Genomic DNA, 18,908 nt, shown 5'->3' with positions numbered 1-18,908 from the left:
GGCTGCGATCTTTTGATCTTGGAATTCACAATCAAAAGATCGCAGCCTGCGGCAGCTCCTACAGGGGTTTATGTGTGTTTCATGTATACGTTTACCCCCTACCAAAGCCCCCCCAAACCTCCTTCGAAAGTAGCATTCGGGCGCCCGGCGCCCCGTGCATTAATGGCTCTACCGGAATCGCCCGGCACAAGAAGAGGAATGACCCATGTGGACTAAACCCGCGTTTACCGATCTGCGCATTGGCTTCGAAGTGACGATGTATTTCGCCAACCGTTGATTGACCACCCGGCCAGCCGTTGCGTTGGCCGGGCCTGCCTTCTGGAGCATTGCCCATGCACATCCGCGTACTCGGCTCCGCCGCTGGCGGTGGTTTTCCGCAGTGGAACTGTAACTGTCGCCAGTGCGCCGGTGTGCGCAATGGCAGCCTGCGGTCCCGGCGTCGCACGCAGTCCTCGATTGCCTTGAGTGACAACGGGGTGGACTGGGTGCTGTGCAATGCTTCACCGGACATCCGCGCGCAACTCGAGGGCTTTGCGCCGCTGCAACCGGCCCGCCGCTTGCGTGACAGCGCCATCACTGGCGTGGTGTTGCTCGACAGCCAGATCGATCACTGCACCGGTCTGCTGAGCCTTCGTGAAGGCTGCCCACATGCGGTGTGGTGCACCGAGCGGGTTCATCAGGATCTCAGCAGCGGATTCCCGTTGTTTACCATGCTCAGGCACTGGAATGGCGGGTTGCGGTGGCAACCGATTGCGCTGGATCGCGAACCGTTCAGTATCGGCGCCTGCGCGCACCTGCGGTTTCACGCGATTCCCCTGGTCAGCAACGCACCGCCGTATTCGCCCAATCGCGGTGATCCGCAACCGGGCGACACCATCGGGTTGTTCGTTGAAGACCAACGCAGCGGCGCATCGCTGTTTTACGCACCTGGCCTGGGCCAGGTCGATGATCAAGTGCTGGCCTGGATGCAGCGCGCCGATTGCCTGTTGCTGGACGGCACCCTGTGGCGCGATGACGAGATGCGTGTCTGCGAGGTCGGTCAAAGCCTGGGCAGCGACATGGGCCATCTGCCCCAGAGCGGTCCCGGCGGCATGCTGGAAGTGCTGCAAGGTTTTCCCCGCCAGCGCAAGGTGCTGATCCACATCAACAACACCAACCCGATCCTCGATGAAGACTCGGCCGAGCGGGCGCTGCTGGAACGGCGGGGGATCGAGGTGGCTTACGACGGCATGGATATTGTGCTGTAGCGACGGACGCCTTCGCGAGCAGGCTCGCTCCCACAAGGGCGACGCAATCCACTGTGGGAGCGAGCCTGCTCGCGAAGGGTCCAGATCAGACACCGAAGATTCCCCGGAGACCCGCAATGACCGATACACCCATGACCCCCACCGAATTTGAGCAGGCCCTGCGTGCCAAAGGCGCCTACTACCACATCCATCACCCATTCCATCAAGCCATGTACGCCGGCCGCGCCACTCGCGAACAGATCCAGGGTTGGGTCGCCAATCGCTTTTACTACCAGGTCAACATCCCGCTCAAGGACGCCGCGATCCTGGCCAACTGTCCCGACCGTGAAGTGCGCCGCGAATGGCTGCAACGCATCCTCGATCATGATGGCGTGCCCGGCAGCGAAGGCGGCATCGAGGCCTGGCTGCGCCTGGGCGAGGCGGTGGGGCTCGATCGCGAGCAGATCCTGTCACAGGAGTTGGTGCTGCCCGGCGTACGTTTCGCCGTGGATGCCTACGTCAATTTCGCCCGTCGTGCCTGTTGGCAGGAAGCGGCCAGCAGTTCGCTGACCGAGCTGTTCGCACCGCAGATCCATCAATCGCGACTCGATGCCTGGCCGACCCATTACCCGTGGATCGATTCCGCCGGCTACGACTACTTCCGCACACGGCTGAGCCAGGCCCGGCGCGATGTAGAGCATGGCTTGCGCATCACCCTGGCACATTACGTCACCCTCGAGGCCCAGCAACGCATGCTGCAGATCCTGCAATTCAAGCTCGACGTGTTGTGGAGCATGCTCGATGCCATGAGCATGGCCTATGAGCTGGAGCGTCCGCCGTATCACACCGTCACACGGGACAACGTCTGGCACCGGGGGATTGTCCTGTGAGCCTGATCGATCGCAAGCAGTCACCCTCATTGCGCCGGGGCTTTCGCCTGCAATGGGAACCGCGCCAGGACTGTCATGTGCTGCTGTACCCCGAAGGCATGATCAAACTCAACGCCAGTGCCGGGCAGATTCTCGATCTGGTGGACGGCCAGCGCAGCGTCGCGGCGATCATCGATCGGCTGACGGCGAGTTTTCCTGACGTGCCGGGGATCGACGAGGACGTACTGGCCTTCCTGGAGGTGGCCCATGCGCAATTCTGGATCGAGTGACGCGCTACCGGGGCCGCCGTTGTGGCTGTTGGCGGAGCTGACCTACCGTTGTCCGTTGCAGTGTCCGTATTGCTCCAATCCATTGGATTTCGCCCGGCACGGCGAGGAACTGGACACGCAGGAATGGATCCGGGTATTCCGTGAGGCGCGGGACATGGGCGCCGCGCAACTGGGCTTTTCCGGTGGCGAACCACTGGTAAGGCAAGACCTGGCCGAGTTGATCAAGGCCGCGCGGGACATGGGTTACTACACTAACCTGATCACCTCGGGCATCGGCCTGACCGAGCAGAAGGTGCGGGACTTCAAGGTCGCCGGGCTCGATCACATCCAGATCAGTTTCCAGGCCGCCGACGAAGCGGTGAACAACATGCTCGCCGGCTCGCGCAAGGCGTTCGCGCAGAAACTGGCGATGGCCCGGGCCGTGAAAGCCCAGGGCTATCCGATGGTGCTGAACTTCGTCACCCATCGACACAACATCGATGACATCGCCCGGATCATTGATTTGTGCCTGGAACTGGAAGCGGATTTCGTCGAATTGGCCACCTGCCAGTTCTATGGCTGGGCCGAGCTCAACCGCGTCGGCCTGTTGCCGACGCGCGAGCAATTGCAACGCGCCGAGCGCATCACTAACGAGTATCGCGAGCGCCTCGAGGCGCAGGGCCATCCGTGCAAATTGATATTCGTCACCCCGGATTACTACGAAGAGCGCCCGAAAACCTGCATGAATGGCTGGGCCAACCTGTTTCTCGACATCACCCCGGACGGCACGGCGTTGCCTTGTCACAGCGCCCGGCAATTGCCGGTGCAGTTTCCCAATGTGCGTGAGCACAGCATCGAGCACATCTGGAACGATTCGTTTGGCTTCAACCGTTTTCGCGGCCATGAGTGGATGAAGGAACCCTGCCGTTCCTGCGATGAAAAACACAAGGATTTGGGTGGGTGCCGGTGCCAGGCGTTCATGTTGACGGGCGATGCCGAGAACGCCGACCCGGTGTGCAGCAAGTCGCCTCATCACGGGGTGATCCTCAAGGCCCGCGAGGAAGCAGATGCGCCAGGGCTAGGCATGGAGCACCTGACGTTGCGCAATGAGAAGGCTTCCCGCCTGATCTACCGCGGCTGACCCAAGCGACATAAATCCCCTGTAGGAGCGAGCCTGCTCGCGAAGAACCAGAGTGCGCCGTGGGGTGTCAGGTTCCCAGCGTGATCGTTGACGACCATCGTCGGAACGCCGCCCGGAGCATGCTCGCTCCTACAAGGGATCTGCGGTGAATCCAGCCATTGGTCTGATTGCATTCACCACTGGATGGGTTAGTGTGGACCTTACCTTCCAAAACAATAAAAAACAGGCTTTCCAATGAGCCAGAGTCTCAGTCAGCTGCGTAAATTCGTTTCGCCTGAAATCATCTTCGGTGCCGGCTGCCGGCACAACGTCGGCAACTACGCCAAGACCTTTGGCGCGCGCAAGGTGCTGGTGGTCAGCGACCCGGGGGTGATTGCCGCCGGTTGGGTGGCGGATGTCGAAGCCAGCCTGCAAGCCCTGGGCATCGAATATTGCCTTTACAGCGCCGTCTCTCCCAACCCGCGTGTTGAAGAGGTGATGCTCGGTGCCGAGATGTACCGGGAAAATCACTGCGATGTGATCGTCGCCGTCGGCGGTGGCAGCCCGATGGATTGCGGTAAAGGCATCGGTATAGTCGTCGCCCATGGCCGCAGCATCCTCGAGTTCGAAGGCGTGGACACCATCCGCGTACCGAGCCCGCCGCTGATCCTGATTCCGACCACGGCCGGCACCTCGGCCGACGTCTCGCAATTCGTGATCATTTCCAATCAGCAGGAGCGCATGAAGTTCTCCATCGTCAGCAAGGCAGTGGTGCCGGATGTGTCGCTGATCGACCCCGAAACCACCCTGAGCATGGACCCGTTCCTCTCGGCTTGTACCGGTATCGACGCGCTGGTGCATGCCATCGAAGCCTTCGTCTCCACCGGGCACGGGCCTCTGACCGATCCCCATGCGCTGGAAGCGATGCGCCTGATCAACGGCAACCTGGTGCAGATGATCGCCAACCCGACGGACATCGCCCTGCGCGAGAAAATCATGCTCGGCAGCATGCAGGCCGGGTTGGCGTTCTCCAACGCGATCCTCGGCGCGGTGCATGCCATGTCGCACAGTCTCGGTGGCTTTCTCGACCTGCCCCATGGCCTGTGCAACGCGGTGCTGGTGGAACACGTCGTGGCGTTCAACTACGACTCGGCGCCGGACCGCTTCAAGGTCATCGCCGAGACGTTCGGCATCGACTGCCGGGGCCTCAATCACCGGCAGATCTGCGGGCGCCTGGTGGAGCACCTGATTGCCCTGAAACACGCCATCGGTTTCCACGAAACCCTCGGTTTGCACGGGGTCAGGACCTCCGACATTCCGTTCCTGTCGCAGCACGCCATGGATGACCCGTGCATCCTCACCAACCCGCGTGAATCCAGCCAGCGTGATGTCGAGGTCGTCTATGGCGAAGCCCTCTGACGAGCAACAACGGGCATTGGCCGGCCTGCTCGGATTAGGCAATCATTCGGCGCGCAAGAGCCATTACCCGGAGCTGGCGGCGCGCCTGGATGAACTGGAAGCCGAGCGCAATCGCTACAAATGGTTGTTCGAAAACGCGGTCCACGGGATTTTCCAGGCCAGCCTGCAAGACGGCATGCGCGCCGCCAACCCGGCGATGGCGCGCATGCTTGGCTATCAAGACCCGCAGGAGGTGCTGTTTTCCCTGGCGGACCTGGCGAGCAATCTGTTTGTCGGCGGTGTGCAGGAGCTGGAAAACATTGGCGAAATCCTCACCCACCAGGGCAGCTTGCACGGCTATGAAACCCAGTTGCGGCGCAAGGATGGCAGCCATCTCGACGTGCTGATGAACCTGTTGCTCAAGCCCGGTCAGGAAGGGCTGGTGGAAGGATTCGTCGCCGACATCACCGAGCGCAAACTCGCCCAGCAACGCCTGCAGCAACTCAACGATGAACTGGAGCAGCGCGTAACCGCGCGCACCGATGAGCTGTTGGAAGCCAACCGCAACCTGCAACAACAAATCACCCAGCGTAAGCAGATCGCCAAGGCCTTGCGCGACGCCCGTGACGCCGCGGAGGCCGCCAATCACAGCAAGGACAAATACCTCGCTGCCGCCAGTCACGACCTGCTGCAACCCCTCAACGCCGCACGGTTGCTGATCTCCACCTTGCGTGAGCGCAAGCTGCCCGAAGTCGAGCAGGTGCTGGTCGAACGCACTCACCAGGCACTGGAAGGCGCCGAGGATCTGCTCACCGATTTGCTGGATATCTCAAGGCTCGATCAAGCGGCGGTCAAGCCGGATGTCGCGCTATACCGCCTCGACGAGTTGCTTGGGCCCCTGGTCTCGGAGTTCCAGTCCGTGGCCGAGGCCGCCGGGTTGCGTTTACGGGTGCACATGGGCGACTACGCCATTTGCACGGACCTGCGCCTGATGACCCGGATCCTGCGAAACTTCCTCAGTAATGCCTGCCGCTACACCGACGAAGGCAGCATCCTGCTGGCGGCAAGGCGCCGGGGCGACAAGCTGCGCCTGGAAGTGTGGGACACCGGACGCGGAATTCCGGCCGATCGTCTCGATTCGATCTTCCTCGAATTCAATCAACTGGACGTCGGCCGCGCTGCCGACCGCAAGGGCGTGGGGTTGGGGCTGGCGATCGTCGAGCGCATCGCGAAGATCCTCAACTACCGGATCCAGGTGCATTCACTGCCCGGCCGGGGTTCGATGTTCAGCATTGAGGTGCCGATCTCCCGTGAAGTGCCGTTGCCCATCAGCCTCACGGCGCCTCAATCAGGCACGGGCAATCCATTGCCGGGCCGGCGCTTGCTGGTGCTGGACAATGAAGTCAGCATCTTGCAGAGCATGGGCGCGTTGCTCGGGCAGTGGGGCTGCGACGTCGTCACGGCCACCGATGAAGCCTCGGCGCTGGCAGCCCTGGCCGGCCAGGCCCCGGAACTGATCCTCGCGGACTATCACCTTGACCACGGCGTGGTGGGGTGTGATGTGGTCAGGCATCTGCGCGAGCATTACAACCAGCTGATTCCTGCGGTGATTATCACCGCGGATCGCACGGACCAGTGCCGGCGCGCATTGCAACGGCTCGAAGCGCCGCTGCTGAACAAACCGGTGAAACCCGGCAAGTTGCGAGCGGTGTTGAGTCAGTTGTTGGGAGCGCCAGCTTGAACTTGGCTGCACATTTCGATCATTAAGTTGTCACTTTCGGTCATTGAGTGCTGGCGGTGCGGCTCTTAGTCTGTCGAACATGACTGACGGGGGCCGTAGAGCTTCCGCTTTTTTCCGTGATCGCTCGCTGTGGAGTTACCGATGACCGCCGCTCATTACCCGCACCTGTTGGCCCCGCTGGACCTGGGATTCACCACGTTGCGCAACCGCACCCTGATGGGTTCGATGCACACCGGCCTTGAGGAAAAGCCCGGCGGTTTCGAGCGCATGGCGGCGTACTTCGCCGAGCGTGCCCGTGGCGGTGTCGGCCTGATGGTCACTGGCGGTATCGGCCCGAACGACGAGGGTGGTGTGTATTCCGGTGCAGCCAAGCTGACCACCGAGGAAGAAGCGCTCAAGCACCGCATCGTCACCCGCGCGGTTCATGAGGCGGGCGGCAAGATCTGCATGCAGATCCTCCACGCCGGTCGTTATGCCTACAGCCCGAAACAGGTCGCGCCAAGCGCCATTCAGGCGCCGATCAACCCGTTCAAGCCTAAAGAGCTGGACGAGGAAGGCATCGAGAAGCAGATCAGCGATTTCGTCACCTGCTCGACGCTGGCCCAGCAGGCCGAGTACGACGGTGTCGAGATCATGGGCTCGGAAGGTTATTTCATTAACCAGTTCCTTGCCGCCCACACCAACCACCGCACCGACCGTTGGGGTGGCAGCTACGAAAACCGCATGCGCCTGCCGGTGGAAATCGTCCGTCGCGTACGCGAGGCGGTTGGCCCGAACTTCATCATTATTTTCCGCTTGTCGATGCTCGACCTGGTCGAAGGCGGCAGCAGCTGGGATGAAATCGTGCTGTTGGCCAAGGCCATCGAGCAGGCCGGTGCGACGCTCATCAACACCGGTATCGGCTGGCACGAAGCGCGGATTCCAACCATCGCCACCAAAGTGCCGCGCGCGGCCTTCAGCAAGGTCACGGCCAAGCTGCGTGGCTCGGTGAGCATTCCGCTGATCACCACCAACCGCATCAACACCCCGGAAGTCGCCGAGCAGATCCTCGCCGAGGGCGATGCCGACATGGTTTCCATGGCGCGGCCGTTCCTGGCCGACCCGGACTTCGTCAACAAGGCCGCTGAAGGTCGCGCCGATGAAATCAACACCTGCATCGGTTGCAACCAGGCGTGCCTGGACCACACCTTCGGCGGCAAGTTGACCAGTTGCCTGGTCAACCCGCGTGCCTGCCACGAAACCGAACTCAACTATGTGCCGGTGCAGCAGGTCAAGAAAATCGCCGTGGTCGGTGCCGGGCCTGCCGGCTTGTCTGCCGCGACCGTGGCGGCCGAGCGTGGCCATGCGGTGACGCTGTTCGATTCGGCCAGCGAAATCGGCGGTCAGTTCAACGTCGCCAAACGCGTGCCGGGCAAGGAAGAATTCTTCGAGACCTTGCGTTATTTCGGTCGCAAGCTGCAGACCACCAACGTCGAGGTGTGCCTGAACACCCGTGTCGATGTGGCAAAGCTGGTCGAGGGCGGCTACGACGAGATCATCCTGGCTACCGGCATTGCGCCGCGGTTGCCGGCGATTGAGGGCGTGGACAATGCCAAGGTGCTGAGCTACCTGGACGTGCTGCTTGAGCGCAAACCGGTGGGCAAGCGTGTCGCAGTGATCGGTGCCGGCGGTATCGGTTTCGACGTCTCGGAGTACCTGGTTCACCAGGGCCAGGCCACCAGCCTGAACCGCGATGAGTTCTGGAAGGAGTGGGGCATCGATACGCACCTTGAAGCACGCGGCGGTGTCGCCGGGATCAAGGCGGCCCCCCATGCCCCGGCCCGCGAAGTGTTCCTGCTGCAACGCAAGAAATCCAAGGTCGGCGACGGCCTCGGCAAGACCACTGGCTGGATTCATCGCACGGGATTGAAGAACAAGAAAGTGCAGATGCTCAACAGCGTCGAGTACCTGAAGATCGACGACGAAGGCCTGCACATCCGCATTGGCGAAACCGGTGAACCGCAGGTGCTGGCGGTGGACAATATCGTGATCTGCGCCGGGCAGGACCCGTTGCGCGAGTTGCAGGACGGCCTGGTGGCGGCGGGGCAGAACGTGCATCTGATCGGCGGCGCGGATGTCGCGGCGGAGCTGGATGCCAAGCGGGCGATCAATCAGGGATCGCGGTTGGCGGCCGAGTTGTAATTCGCAGGCCCCGCGTGCCAATGGCCTTCGCGAGCAGGCTCGCTCCCACATTGGATCTGTGTCGTTCAGAGAACCCTCGTGGGAGCGAGCCTGCTCGCGATAGCTGCTTATGAGCGATTAGAATGCTGACTCTTCATGAGCTCAATCAGGCGCCAATGTTTTCTTCTGCTTCCAACTGGCTACCCCAAGCCCCCTTCGAGTCCCTCCATCTTGACTGGCTCAAAACCGCCGACATCGAAGTCGCCATCCTGCGCCTGGACCAGATCGACCCACTGATCAGCGGCAACAAATGGTTCAAACTCACCGAACATCTCAAAGCCGCTGACCAGTGCGGCGCCAAAGGCATCATCAGCCTAGGCGGCGCGCATTCCAATCACCTGCATGCGCTGGCCGCTGCCGGCAAGCGTTTCGGTTTCGCCACGGTTGGCCTGTTACGCGGACACGCTCAACAAACGCCGACGGTGAATGATTTGCAGGCGTTCGGCATGCAACTGCACTGGCTCGGTTATGGCGGTTATCGGGCGCGGCACGAGGCGGGTTTCTGGGAGCCGTGGCAGGTGCAGTATCCCGATCTGCTTGCGGTCCCGGAAGGCGGCGGCGGGTTGCCGGGGGCACAGGGTTGCGTGCAACTCAAGGCATTGGCCTGTCGGCAACTGGACGCACTGGGCTGGAGCGGCTACGACGGTTGGTGGCTGGCCTGCGGAACCGGCACGACCTTGGCCGGCCTGGTCCTGGCCGAGGCGGGAGAGCACCCGGTTTATGGCGCCCTGGCGGTGCCCGGTGATCATGGCGTGGCACAGCAGGTCGCAAGGATTGTGGAGGAGGCGGGCGTGAATCATCGGTCTTATGAACTGTTCGACGCCAGCCGTGGAGGCTTTGCCAAGGTCGACCCGCCGTTACTCGAATTCATCGCGCGCACCGAACAAGCCAGTGGCATTGCCCTGGAACCGCTGTACACCGGCAAGGCATTGCTGGCGCTCCGGCAGCAGGTCGAGGCGGGGAAGTTTGCCCCCGGTACGCGACTGATCTTTATTCACACGGGTGGTTTGCAAGGCCTGCGGGGTTTCAATCCACAAGCCTGATACGGGGTGATCTCAAGTATCCCTGTTCACCCGCTTGGGCATCATCCGCAACAAGGTGTTATCGCCCACCACATAGTGATGATACAGCCCGGCGATGGCGTGCAGGCCGATCAGCCAATAACCGATGGTGCCACCGAGTTCGTGCCAGCCCTCGATCTGCTTGGCCAGGTCCTTGTCCTGCGCGATCAAAAGGGGCAGGTCGAAGCCGTAGAACATCACCTGGTTACCTTTGGCGCTGGTGACCAGCCAACCCAGTATTGGCATGGCGATCATAAATATGTAGAGCGCCCAGTGCATCAATTTGGCCAGCATGGTTTGCCACTTGGGCGAGGCCGGGAAGATCTGCGGTGCCGGGCCTAGGCTGCGGGCGAACAAGCGTAGCCAGACCAGCACGAATACGGTCAGGCCAAGCATGAAGTGCGATTCCACGATCAGCGTGCGACCACCGCTACCCTTGGGAAAGAGGCCGCGCAGCTCGATGCAGGCGTAAACCACTGCCAGCAGGACCAGCATCAACCAATGCAGCGCGATCGAGACGGTGCTGTAGCGCGCGTCGGAATTTTTCCACGGCATACGGTGTTCCTCACAGGGGGGGTGTAACCACCGTTAACTGTAATCCTGTTTCACCGGGTTTGCCTGAGGCTATTTGACGCTGAATGCTCTGTAGGAGCTGCCGCAGGCTGCGATCTTTTGACTTTTTAAGATCAAAAGATCGCAGCCTGCGGCAGCTCCTACAAAGGGGGGCGGTGAGTCAGTTACTTTGCGGCATCTCGCCGTTGGCCAAGCGCTTATTGATGTCGGCAATCACTTCTGGCAAGTCGGTGATGGTGTCGATCATGTAGTGCGGGCGCGAACCTTCGAACAAGGCGTGGATGCGCTTGCGTTCGCTGTCCAGTGTGTCGCTGTCCAGGGCGCGATAGCCTTCATAGTCCAGCCCCAGCGCGTTGCCCGAACAGATCAGCGCCACGGTCCACATGCCGGCACGACGGCCTTCGAGAATGCCCGGTACGGTGTCGTCGATCTTCACGCAAGCGGCGACATCGTCGATGCCCAGGGCGATCACGTTGGCCAATGCCTGAGCTGGCCATGGACGGCCGTTCGGCACTTCGTCGGTGGCGACCACGTGGTCGGCCACGTAGCCGTTGGTGGCGGCCAGTTCGACGACTTTATCCATGACCTGTTTCGGATATCCCGAGCAGGAGCCAATCTTGATCCCCTGTTGGCGCAGGTTGGCGATGGTGTCCAGGGCGCCGGGAATCAGCGCCGAGTGTTCGGCGATTTTCTCGATCTGCAGTGGCATGAAACGCTGGTAGATGGCGGTGACGTCATCGTCGGTCGGCGTACGGCCGAACACCTTGCGATAGCGCTCGGCGACTTGCGGCTGATCGCACAGGGTGCGGATGTGGTCCCACTTGCCCATGCCCATCGGGCCACGGGCTTCTTCAATGGAGACCTGGACGTCGAACTCGGCGAAGGCCTCGACGAAAATCTGCGTGGGCGCGAACGAGCCGAAGTCGACCACGGTGCCGGCCCAGTCGAGGATGGCGGCTTGCAGTTTGGTTGGGGTGGTGTAGTTCATGGTGATCAAGTCCTGTGGCAACTGGCTAAATGGAGAGCTGCTTTTTGTGGGAGCGAGCCTGCTCGCGAAGGCGGAGTGTCAGTCGACATCATCGTTGAATGTCAGGACGCTTTCGCGAGCAAGCCCGCTCCCACAGGGGAAAGTGGTGGGGGTTAGATTTCGAGTACTTCCATCTCGCGCAGCACTTCGGCAATCGCCGCCACCGCTTCGCGCATTTCCGAAGGTTGCACATGGCCGATACACCCGACGCGGAACGTCTCGACCTGGGTCAGCTTGCCGGGGTAGAGGATGTATCCCTTGGCCTTGACCCGTTCGTAGAACGCCTTGAACTGATAACGCGGGTCTTTCGGTGCATGGAAGGTCGCGATGATCGGCGCCTGGATGGCGGCCGGCAGGAAGCTGCGCAGGCCGAGCGCGGCCATCTCTTCCATCAGGGCCTGGCAGTTCGCGGCGTAGCGCTGGTGCCGGGCTGGCAGGCCACCTTCTTCGTTGTATTGCAGCAGGGCTTCGTGCAGCGCCGCGACCACGTGGGTCGGCGGGGTGAAGCGCCATTGCCCGGTCTTGGTCATGTAGGTGTGCTGGTCGTGCAGGTCCATCGCCAGGGAGTGCGAGTTGCCGGCGGCGTTGGCCAGGGATTCTTTGCGGGCGAAAACGAACCCCATGCCCGGCACGCCTTCCAGGCATTTGCCGGAAGCGGCGATCAGCGCATCGAACGGCACCTGTTGCGCGTCCACCGGCAGCGCGCCGAAGGAGCTCATGGCATCGATGAGCAGGCGCTTGCCGTGTTGCGCGACCACCTGGGCGATTTCCGGCAGCGGATTGAGGATGCCGGTGCTGGTTTCGCAGTGAATCAGGGCAACGTGGGTGATGCCATCGTCGGCCCGCAGCAGGCGGTCGACGTCGGCAGCGGTGGTTGGTTCGTCTTCGGCGGTTTCGAACGTACTGAACGAGCGGCCCAGCACTTCGCAGATCTTCGCCAGGCGCTTGCCGTAGGCACCGTTGATCAGCACCAGGATCTTGCCGTCGCGTGGCACCAGCGTGCCGATCGCCGCTTCGACGGCGAAGGTGCCGCTGCCTTGCAAGGGCACACAGTGGTGGCTGGCCGCGCCGTTGATGATCGCCAGCAGTTGTTCGCACAGGCTGGCGGTCAGCTGGTTGAAACGGTCATCCCATGAACCCCAGTCAACCATCATCGCCTGGCGGGTGCGGGCCGACGTCGTCAACGGGCCGGGGGTGAGCAGGATGGGGGCGGCAGTACTCATTCTCGTGTCCTCGCAATCGATGGGATCAAGCTACGGGGCTTAAATTGCAATTTGCCGAGCTATCAATCAAATTGTTTGTTGTTATGCCAGCCATCAGTGAGACTTATTCATGAACCTGTTTCAGCTTCGTGCCTTCGATGCCGTGGCCCGTGAGGGCAGCTTCACTCGCGCCGCTGCTCGACTGTTCATCAGCCAGCCGGCGGTCACCGGGCACATCAAGGCGCTGGAGGAGCACTACCAGATCACCCTGTTGCGCCGCACCGCGCGACGTGTGGAGCTGACGGAGGAGGGCACCCGCCTGGCGGCGATCACCCGGGCGATGTTCGGTCTGGCCGAAGAAGCGCAAGCGATGCTGGAGGCCAACCGGCAGTTACTGACCGGGCGCCTGGAAGTGGCGGCGGACGGTCCGCACATGGTCATGCCGATGCTCGCGAGCCTGCGTGCGCGTTATCCGGGGATCACCGTGAACCTGCGCTTGGGCAATGCCCAGGAAACCCTGGCGGCGCTGTTGTCCGAGCATGCCGACGTGGCGGTATTGACCGAGGTCGAACCGCGCAAGGGCCTGCACTTGCAGGCCCTGAGCGAATCACGGATATGCGCGCTGGTACCCGAGGGGCATCCCTGGGCGCGGCGCACCAAAGGCGTACCGCTCAAGGATCTGGACCAGGTGATCATGGTGTTGCGTGAACCGAGTTCGATCACCCGGCGTACCTTCGATGACGCCTGCGTACAGGCGAAGGTCAATCCGCGGGTGTTGCTGGAGCTGGACAGCCGCGAAGCGGTGACCGAGGCGGTCGCTGCCGAGTTGGGGGTGGGCGTGGTGTCGTCGGTGGAGGTCAGCCATGACCCGCGGGTGGCGGCGGTGCCGATCATCGGGGAGGGGTTGGTCAATCGGCACATGATGGGGTGCATGGAGCGGCGGCGGGACTTGCGTTTGATCCAGGCGTTTTTCGGCTTGGCGCCTTCCAGGTAGACCGAGTCGTCTGCCTTCGCGAGCAGGCTCGCTCCCACAGTGGTTTTGTGTGCGACAAAAATCCCTTGTGGGAGCGAGCCTGCTCGCGAAGGGGCCTGGCCTGCCTACACCAGACTTTCGCGAACCATCTCCAGGAAAGTCGCCACAATCCGCCGCGAGCTCTGTTCGCGCAAGCACACCAGCGTTTCCGTCAACCGCCGTTTGCAATCGGTGATCGGCAACGCGCATACCCGTGAGTCGGCGCCGAATTCAGCCGCCGAGACCACGCCAATCCCGATTCCCACCACCACCGCCTCACGGGCGGCTTCCCGACCTTCGACCTGGATCGCCGGACGAATGCGGAACCCGGCGCCGGCCATTTCTTCTTCCAGGGTCTGGCGGGTCACCGAACCGATTTCGCGCAATACCAGCGGCGTGTCGTCCAGGTCCGCGAGGGTGATGGATTGGCGATCCGCCCACGGGTGATTGCGCGACACGAATGCCACCATCGGGTCATTGCGCAGCGGCAGCGAGATCAATCGTTCGTCGCTCACCTCGCGACCGAGCAACGCCAGGTCGGCCTGGTAATTGAACAATCGGAACAGCGACTCATCGGTGTTGCCGGTTTCGATCTTCACGCTGATGCCGGGGTAGCGTTCGCAGAAGCGCGCGATCTGTGGCAGTACATGCACCGGCGCATCCACCGCCAGAATCAGGCTGCCGGTCTGCAATGCCTGGGAGTCCTGCAACAATTCCTGGGCCTCGGCTTCGATCACGAACAGTTTCTGGGTGACGGCCAACAAGCGCTCGCCCAGGTCGGTGAGGCGTACCGAGCGTTTGTTGCGGTGGAACAGCAAAACACCGTAGCGTTCTTCGAGTTTGCGCACCTGGTCGGAAATCGCTGGCTGGGTGAGAAACAACCGTTCGGCGGCTTTGGTGAAGTTGCCATGCACGGCCACGGCATGGAAGGCTTTGAGTTGGGCGTGGGAAACCGACATGGGAATCTCCAGTAACAAGCTGCGCTTATTTTGGAAATACGATAAAGCGATTTCACTTATTAATCAGTAATTGTTTCTATTCATCTCAGGTTCCGTGACTGCTCGGTCGAGCAGCGCGGATGCCATGAGCCCTTGCGTGCAAGACACAGGACTCATCTGACCGGAATCGCCCATAGGGACAAGGTGATTTCGCAGTGCTCAACAATAAGAACACAGGCGTTTTCTTTCAGATCTGCCGGCACACTCATACCCTGAGGTCAGAACCACAATGAACCAGCATATCGGCACCCTCAAACGTTGGCGCGTGCAGATCTTCGCGATCACCTGGCTTGCCTACGCCGCTTTCTACTTCACCCGCAAAGCATTTTCCGTGGCCAAGCTCGGCATCGGCGAAGACCCGACCTTCATGCTCGACAAGATGGCCATGGCCAACCTCGACGCGATCTACCTGACCGCCTACGCCATCGGCCAATTCACCTGGGGCATCCTGGCGGACCGCTTCGGGCCGCGGGTGGTGGTGCTGGGTGGGTTGCTGATTTCCGCCGCAGCGGCACTGGTGATGGGCAGTTTCGCCACCTTGCCAATCTTCGCCACCTGCATGCTGATCCAGGGCCTGGCGCAGTCCACCGGTTGGTCAGGGTTGTGCAAGAACCTTGGCAGTTTCTTTCCCGCCCAACAGCGCGGGCAGGTGCTGGGACTGTGGAGTTCCTGCTACGCCTTCGGCGGCCTGGTGGCATCGCCGTTTGCCGGCTGGTGGGCCTATACGCTGATCGGCAGCTGGCATGCGGCGTTCATTTCCAGTGCGGCGGTGGTTGGGCTGGTCGCCGTGCTGTTTTTTATTTTCCAACGCAATACACCGCAAGACGTCGGCTTGCCGGCGGTTGAGCCGGAGCCGCAGCTGACCGTCGAGGAGGCCCATGCCCAAAGCAAGATCAGCCTGTGGGAGCCGTTGAAGGACATCCTGCGCAACCGCACGGTGCTGGTGCTGGGGTTGGCGTATTTCATGCTCAAACCGGCGCGCTACGCGATTCTGCTCTGGGGCCCGGTGATCGTTTTCGAACAGATGCCCTCGGTGGGCAAAGTCGGCGCGGCGATCATTCCTACCGCGTTCGAACTGGCCGGCTTGCTCGGGCCGATCATGCTCGGCCTGGCCTCGGACAAACTCTTCGGCGCCCGGCGCATGCCGGCCTGCGTGCTGAGCCTGTTGGCATTGACCGTGTCCCTGGGGTTTTTCATGGGCGCGCTGCACAGCGGTAGCGTGGTGCTGGTGGTGGCCCTGCTGTTCGTCATGGGCCTGACGCTCTACGGACCTGACTCGATGATCAGCGGTGCGGCCGCCATCGACTTCGGCACCGCCAAGGCGGGTGCCACGGCGGCGGGTTTCGTCAACGGTTGCGGTTCGGTCGGGGCGATTCTCGGTGGGTTGCTACCAGGCTACTTCGACACCGTGACCGTCTTCATCGTCTTTGCCGGCTGCGCGTTGTTCTCTGCCGTGGTACTCATCCCGCACTGGAACAGCCGCCCCGCGGGCCAAGGTAGCCACCAGGCCCGCGTGCCCAATCAGGCGATCACCATAAAACCCCTGCGCACCTGAACGGTCACTCGGGGTCGGTGCGATTGATCAGCCAGTCGAGCAGCAGGCGGGTGTCGCTGTGGCGGGTATCGGTGCGTACCGCTGGTGGGCTGCGCAGCTGCCCACCGCTGGCGCAGAACACCGGGCGGTCGGGGTCGCTGTCGAGAAAACTGACCCAACCATCGCTGCCGGCCATTGGCAGCTGGCTCGGCTCCCCGGGGGCAGGGGACATTGCCAGCGCGACAGGCAGCCAGAGGCCGCTGCTCGCCTTGGGATCAACCTCCGCGCCTGGCCACAAAGTAGCCAGCAGGCGGCCTTGATCATCCTGTTTTGCGCGCTGCCCGGGCAGGCCATGGACCCGGGCGGCTTGGAAGCCAGGGATGCGCGGCCTGGCCTGGTCCAAGGGTGGGCGAAATACCGTCGACCAGGGAATGGCCGTGAACTGATTTTGATAGCGCCGGGCAATGCTGTCCTGAGACAGGATCGAACCCTGCTGGCCCTGATGCCGCGCCTGAAAGACCAGCCATTGGTCGTTGAACCCCGGCACGGGATGCTCGGCTATCTGCACGATGCGTGCGCTGCGTAACAGGCCTTGATTGCTTTTTCCATGCAGCTGCAATTGCTGGCAACGCATACGCTGCAGATCGCGGCGCTCGAGTTGATCTCGATGACGTTGCTCCTGGGAAGGGCCGGGTGCGAAGGTGTGGGAAAAAGCGTGATTGGCCGCACCTTCATCGACCGCAGTTCCACGATTTTTCGCCGCCACTCGTGGGTAAACGGCTTGTGAGTCATGGCGCTGGAACAACTCGCTGATCACAGGCGTAGCGCCATCGCCCGGTTCATCGCCCTGGAAAGGCATCAGCAGCGGCTCCTGGGGAAAGCTCATGTTGTCGTCGGCCAACACCAGTACATGACTGTCACGCCGGTGTTCGAAGTGATAGTGAATGCCTTCCTCCTCGCACAGGCGCTGCAGCAAGGCCAAGTCGGTTTCCTCGTACTGAATGCAAAAAGGCCGCAGGGGATACTGCCCGTCTGCCAGCTCCAGGCGATAGCTGTCGGCGGGCAGGTCATGTTCCTCCAGCAGCTGGCGCAGGATCATCGGCACGCTGAGGTGCTGGAAGATCCGCCGCGATGGGTATCGATCCAGCGCTTGAAGGGCCGGCACCAGGACCAGTTTATAGCTCACCCGTCCTTGCCCCCGGTGTTCGCAGCTGGCGCTGTGCAATACGCCATGAATGCCCTGGCCTTGCCCAAGGTCGAGCAACGCCGATTGTTGCAGCAGCCGTTCAAGGTTGAGGGCCGGTGCCAGGCCGATCACGTCGATATCGAATCGATAGGGTTGGTTGAGGGCCTCGTGCCCACTGAACTGCACTACTTGCAAACTCAGGTGGTCGTCGAGGAGTGTCAGGGTGTAGGGACTTTCCTTGTCGTTGTGCATCGGACGCGCTTCTACCATGGAGTACGGCCACAGAGAGTACGAAACCCGCATGCCTTGTGGACATCGCCAATCGAAATTTCAGAATTGCCCTACAACCATCGGTAAAGATGCCGATCCTTGTATGAGCCTGAGATTTTTTGGTCGATTGCCAACTTTAGGCCGTATAAACTTGGCGCCATGCGTCGGCCAATAGATGTTTCGGCGCCATAGACAAGAGAGTGAGTAATGGGCGCACAGTGGAAGGTTAAACACAAAGAAGCGGCAGCCAACGCCAAGGGCAAGATCTTCGGCAAACTGGTGAAGGAAATCACCATTGCTGCGCGCAACGGTGCCGATACCGCCACCAACGCACACCTGCGTCTGGTGGTCGAACAGGCCAAGAAAGCTTCGATGCCAAAGGAAACCCTGGATCGCGCCATCAAGAAAGGCGCCGGTCTGCTGGGCGAAACCGTGCAATACCATCGCGTGACCTATGAAGGCTTCGCGCCACACCAGGTGCCGCTGATCGTCGAGTGCGTAACGGACAACATCAACCGTACCGTCGCTGAAATCCGCGTTGCTTTTCGCAAGGGCCAACTGGGCGCTTCCGGTTCGGTGGCTTGGGACTTCAACCACGTGGGCATGATCGAGGCCTCGCCGGACACTCCGGACGCCGATCCGGAAATGGCTGCCATCGAAGCCGGTGCCCAGGATTTCGAACCGGGCGAAGACGGCGCGACGCTGTTCCTGACCGAACCTACGGACCTGGACGCGGTACAAAAAGCCCTGCCTGAGCAAGGTTTCACCGTGTTGTCGGCCAAGTTGGGCTACCAGCCGAAGAACCCGGTCAGCGGCCTGAGCGACGAGCAGATGGCTGAGGTCGAAGCGTTCCTTGAAGGGCTCGATAACCATGACGACGTGCAGGATATGTTTGTCGGCCTGGCGGGTTGATTTGCGCCCTCGCGGCGACTGAAAAAACAACCCCGTAGGAGCCAGGCTTGCCGGAGAAGGCCGACCTATGTTTTGTTGACTGCGTACATATCCATTCCTGCGGTAACGGCCGCTTATGGTTTCGCTCTTACAGCGAGTCACTTGGAAAAACGGAACGCCGCCCGGCCCTAAGTAACCAAGGGCTCCTGCCCCTGACGTTCGGTGGCTCGCTAAGGCTCGCCATACCCTCGCTCCGGTCCTGCTCCGTGGGTCGCCGCGATGGGCCATCCATGGCCCAGCGCGGCTAAACC

Annotated in this window: 17 protein-coding genes; 12 read left to right on the top strand and 5 right to left on the bottom strand. The window is 61.7% G+C overall.

What is annotated here, in order from left to right; all coding sequences use genetic code 11:
* Window positions 1–205: 205 nt before the first annotated feature.
* The 9 genes from pqqA to AC3WWR_RS29135 all read left to right on the top strand — a co-directional run bounded on the left by pqqA (window position 206) and on the right by AC3WWR_RS29135 (window position 9,886).
* On the top strand, window positions 206–277 hold the full coding sequence (gene pqqA / locus AC3WWR_RS29175) for a pyrroloquinoline quinone precursor peptide PqqA (protein ID WP_003253598.1): 72 nt from the start codon (window positions 206–208) through the stop codon (window positions 275–277).
* Between the two features lie 55 nt (window positions 278–332).
* Window positions 333–1,247 carry a pyrroloquinoline quinone biosynthesis protein PqqB gene (gene pqqB / locus AC3WWR_RS29170; RefSeq protein WP_033041442.1) on the top strand — a complete coding sequence of 305 codons (915 nt, stop codon included), beginning with the start codon at window positions 333–335 and terminating at the stop codon, window positions 1,245–1,247.
* A gap of 116 nt (window positions 1,248–1,363) precedes the next feature.
* A complete protein-coding gene (pqqC, locus tag AC3WWR_RS29165; RefSeq protein WP_033041441.1) occupies window positions 1,364–2,116 on the top strand; it encodes a pyrroloquinoline-quinone synthase PqqC in 753 nt (250 codons plus the stop codon).
* Entirely contained in the window at window positions 2,113–2,385 is a 273-nt protein-coding gene (gene pqqD / locus AC3WWR_RS29160) for a pyrroloquinoline quinone biosynthesis peptide chaperone PqqD (protein WP_020800245.1), read from the top strand. Before pqqC ends, pqqD begins: the two co-directional genes overlap by 4 nt.
* On the top strand, window positions 2,363–3,505 hold the full coding sequence (pqqE, locus tag AC3WWR_RS29155; RefSeq protein WP_083349394.1) for a pyrroloquinoline quinone biosynthesis protein PqqE: 1,143 nt from the start codon (window positions 2,363–2,365) through the stop codon (window positions 3,503–3,505). Before pqqD ends, pqqE begins: the two co-directional genes overlap by 23 nt.
* 234 nt (window positions 3,506–3,739) lie before the next feature.
* Window positions 3,740–4,903: an alcohol dehydrogenase-like regulatory protein ErcA gene (gene ercA / locus AC3WWR_RS29150; RefSeq protein ID WP_020800247.1), complete on the top strand. Its 1,164-nt coding sequence runs from the start codon at window positions 3,740–3,742 to the stop codon at window positions 4,901–4,903.
* Complete coding sequence (locus AC3WWR_RS29145) at window positions 4,887–6,623, top strand: PAS domain-containing hybrid sensor histidine kinase/response regulator (protein ID WP_033043196.1); 1,737 nt, start codon at window positions 4,887–4,889, stop codon at window positions 6,621–6,623. Before ercA ends, AC3WWR_RS29145 begins: the two co-directional genes overlap by 17 nt.
* Before the next feature lie 141 nt (window positions 6,624–6,764).
* Entirely contained in the window at window positions 6,765–8,804 is a 2,040-nt protein-coding gene (locus tag AC3WWR_RS29140; RefSeq protein ID WP_083349393.1) for an NADPH-dependent 2,4-dienoyl-CoA reductase, read from the top strand.
* Window positions 8,805–8,926: 122 nt separating this feature from the next.
* Window positions 8,927–9,886 (top strand): 1-aminocyclopropane-1-carboxylate deaminase/D-cysteine desulfhydrase, encoded by a 960-nt coding sequence (locus AC3WWR_RS29135; protein WP_492599278.1) that lies wholly within the window; start codon window positions 8,927–8,929, stop codon window positions 9,884–9,886.
* A gap of 12 nt (window positions 9,887–9,898) precedes the next feature.
* Here AC3WWR_RS29135 and AC3WWR_RS29130 read toward each other — a convergent pair whose 3' ends face one another.
* The 3 genes from AC3WWR_RS29130 to AC3WWR_RS29120 form a co-directional block, all read right to left on the bottom strand.
* Complete coding sequence (locus AC3WWR_RS29130; protein ID WP_489325657.1) at window positions 9,899–10,459, bottom strand: cytochrome b; 561 nt, start codon at window positions 10,457–10,459, stop codon at window positions 9,899–9,901.
* Window positions 10,460–10,637: 178 nt separating this feature from the next.
* Complete coding sequence (gene phnX / locus AC3WWR_RS29125) at window positions 10,638–11,465, bottom strand: phosphonoacetaldehyde hydrolase (protein WP_033044926.1); 828 nt, start codon at window positions 11,463–11,465, stop codon at window positions 10,638–10,640.
* Window positions 11,466–11,617: 152 nt separating this feature from the next.
* A complete protein-coding gene (locus tag AC3WWR_RS29120) occupies window positions 11,618–12,727 on the bottom strand; it encodes a 2-aminoethylphosphonate--pyruvate transaminase (protein ID WP_492599277.1) in 1,110 nt (369 codons plus the stop codon).
* Between the two features lie 109 nt (window positions 12,728–12,836).
* On the opposite strand from AC3WWR_RS29120, the gene AC3WWR_RS29115 reads away from it, so the two are divergent.
* Window positions 12,837–13,700, top strand: a complete 864-nt coding sequence (locus AC3WWR_RS29115) for a LysR substrate-binding domain-containing protein (protein WP_020800255.1) — start codon at window positions 12,837–12,839, stop codon at window positions 13,698–13,700.
* Between the two features lie 104 nt (window positions 13,701–13,804).
* Here AC3WWR_RS29115 and AC3WWR_RS29110 read toward each other — a convergent pair whose 3' ends face one another.
* Window positions 13,805–14,677, bottom strand: coding sequence for a LysR family transcriptional regulator (locus AC3WWR_RS29110; protein ID WP_432668336.1), 873 nt, complete (start codon window positions 14,675–14,677; stop codon window positions 13,805–13,807).
* Window positions 14,678–14,945: 268 nt separating this feature from the next.
* Between AC3WWR_RS29110 and AC3WWR_RS29105 the strand changes: the two genes are divergently transcribed.
* Window positions 14,946–16,271: an MFS transporter gene (locus tag AC3WWR_RS29105; RefSeq protein ID WP_492599276.1), complete on the top strand. Its 1,326-nt coding sequence runs from the start codon at window positions 14,946–14,948 to the stop codon at window positions 16,269–16,271.
* Between the two features lie 4 nt (window positions 16,272–16,275).
* On the opposite strand, the gene AC3WWR_RS29100 is transcribed toward AC3WWR_RS29105, so the two are convergent.
* Entirely contained in the window at window positions 16,276–17,688 is a 1,413-nt protein-coding gene (locus AC3WWR_RS29100; protein ID WP_492599279.1) for a type VI secretion system Vgr family protein, read from the bottom strand.
* A gap of 225 nt (window positions 17,689–17,913) precedes the next feature.
* On the opposite strand from AC3WWR_RS29100, the gene AC3WWR_RS29095 reads away from it, so the two are divergent.
* Window positions 17,914–18,618, top strand: a complete 705-nt coding sequence (locus AC3WWR_RS29095; RefSeq protein WP_008063883.1) for a YebC/PmpR family DNA-binding transcriptional regulator — start codon at window positions 17,914–17,916, stop codon at window positions 18,616–18,618.
* Window positions 18,619–18,908 lie beyond the last annotated feature (290 nt).

It is taken from the genome of Pseudomonas sp. EB271-G4-1, assembly GCF_058791355.1.
The sequence above is the reverse complement of the archived record's forward strand: the minus strand, read 5'-3'. Positions and strand labels throughout refer to the sequence as shown.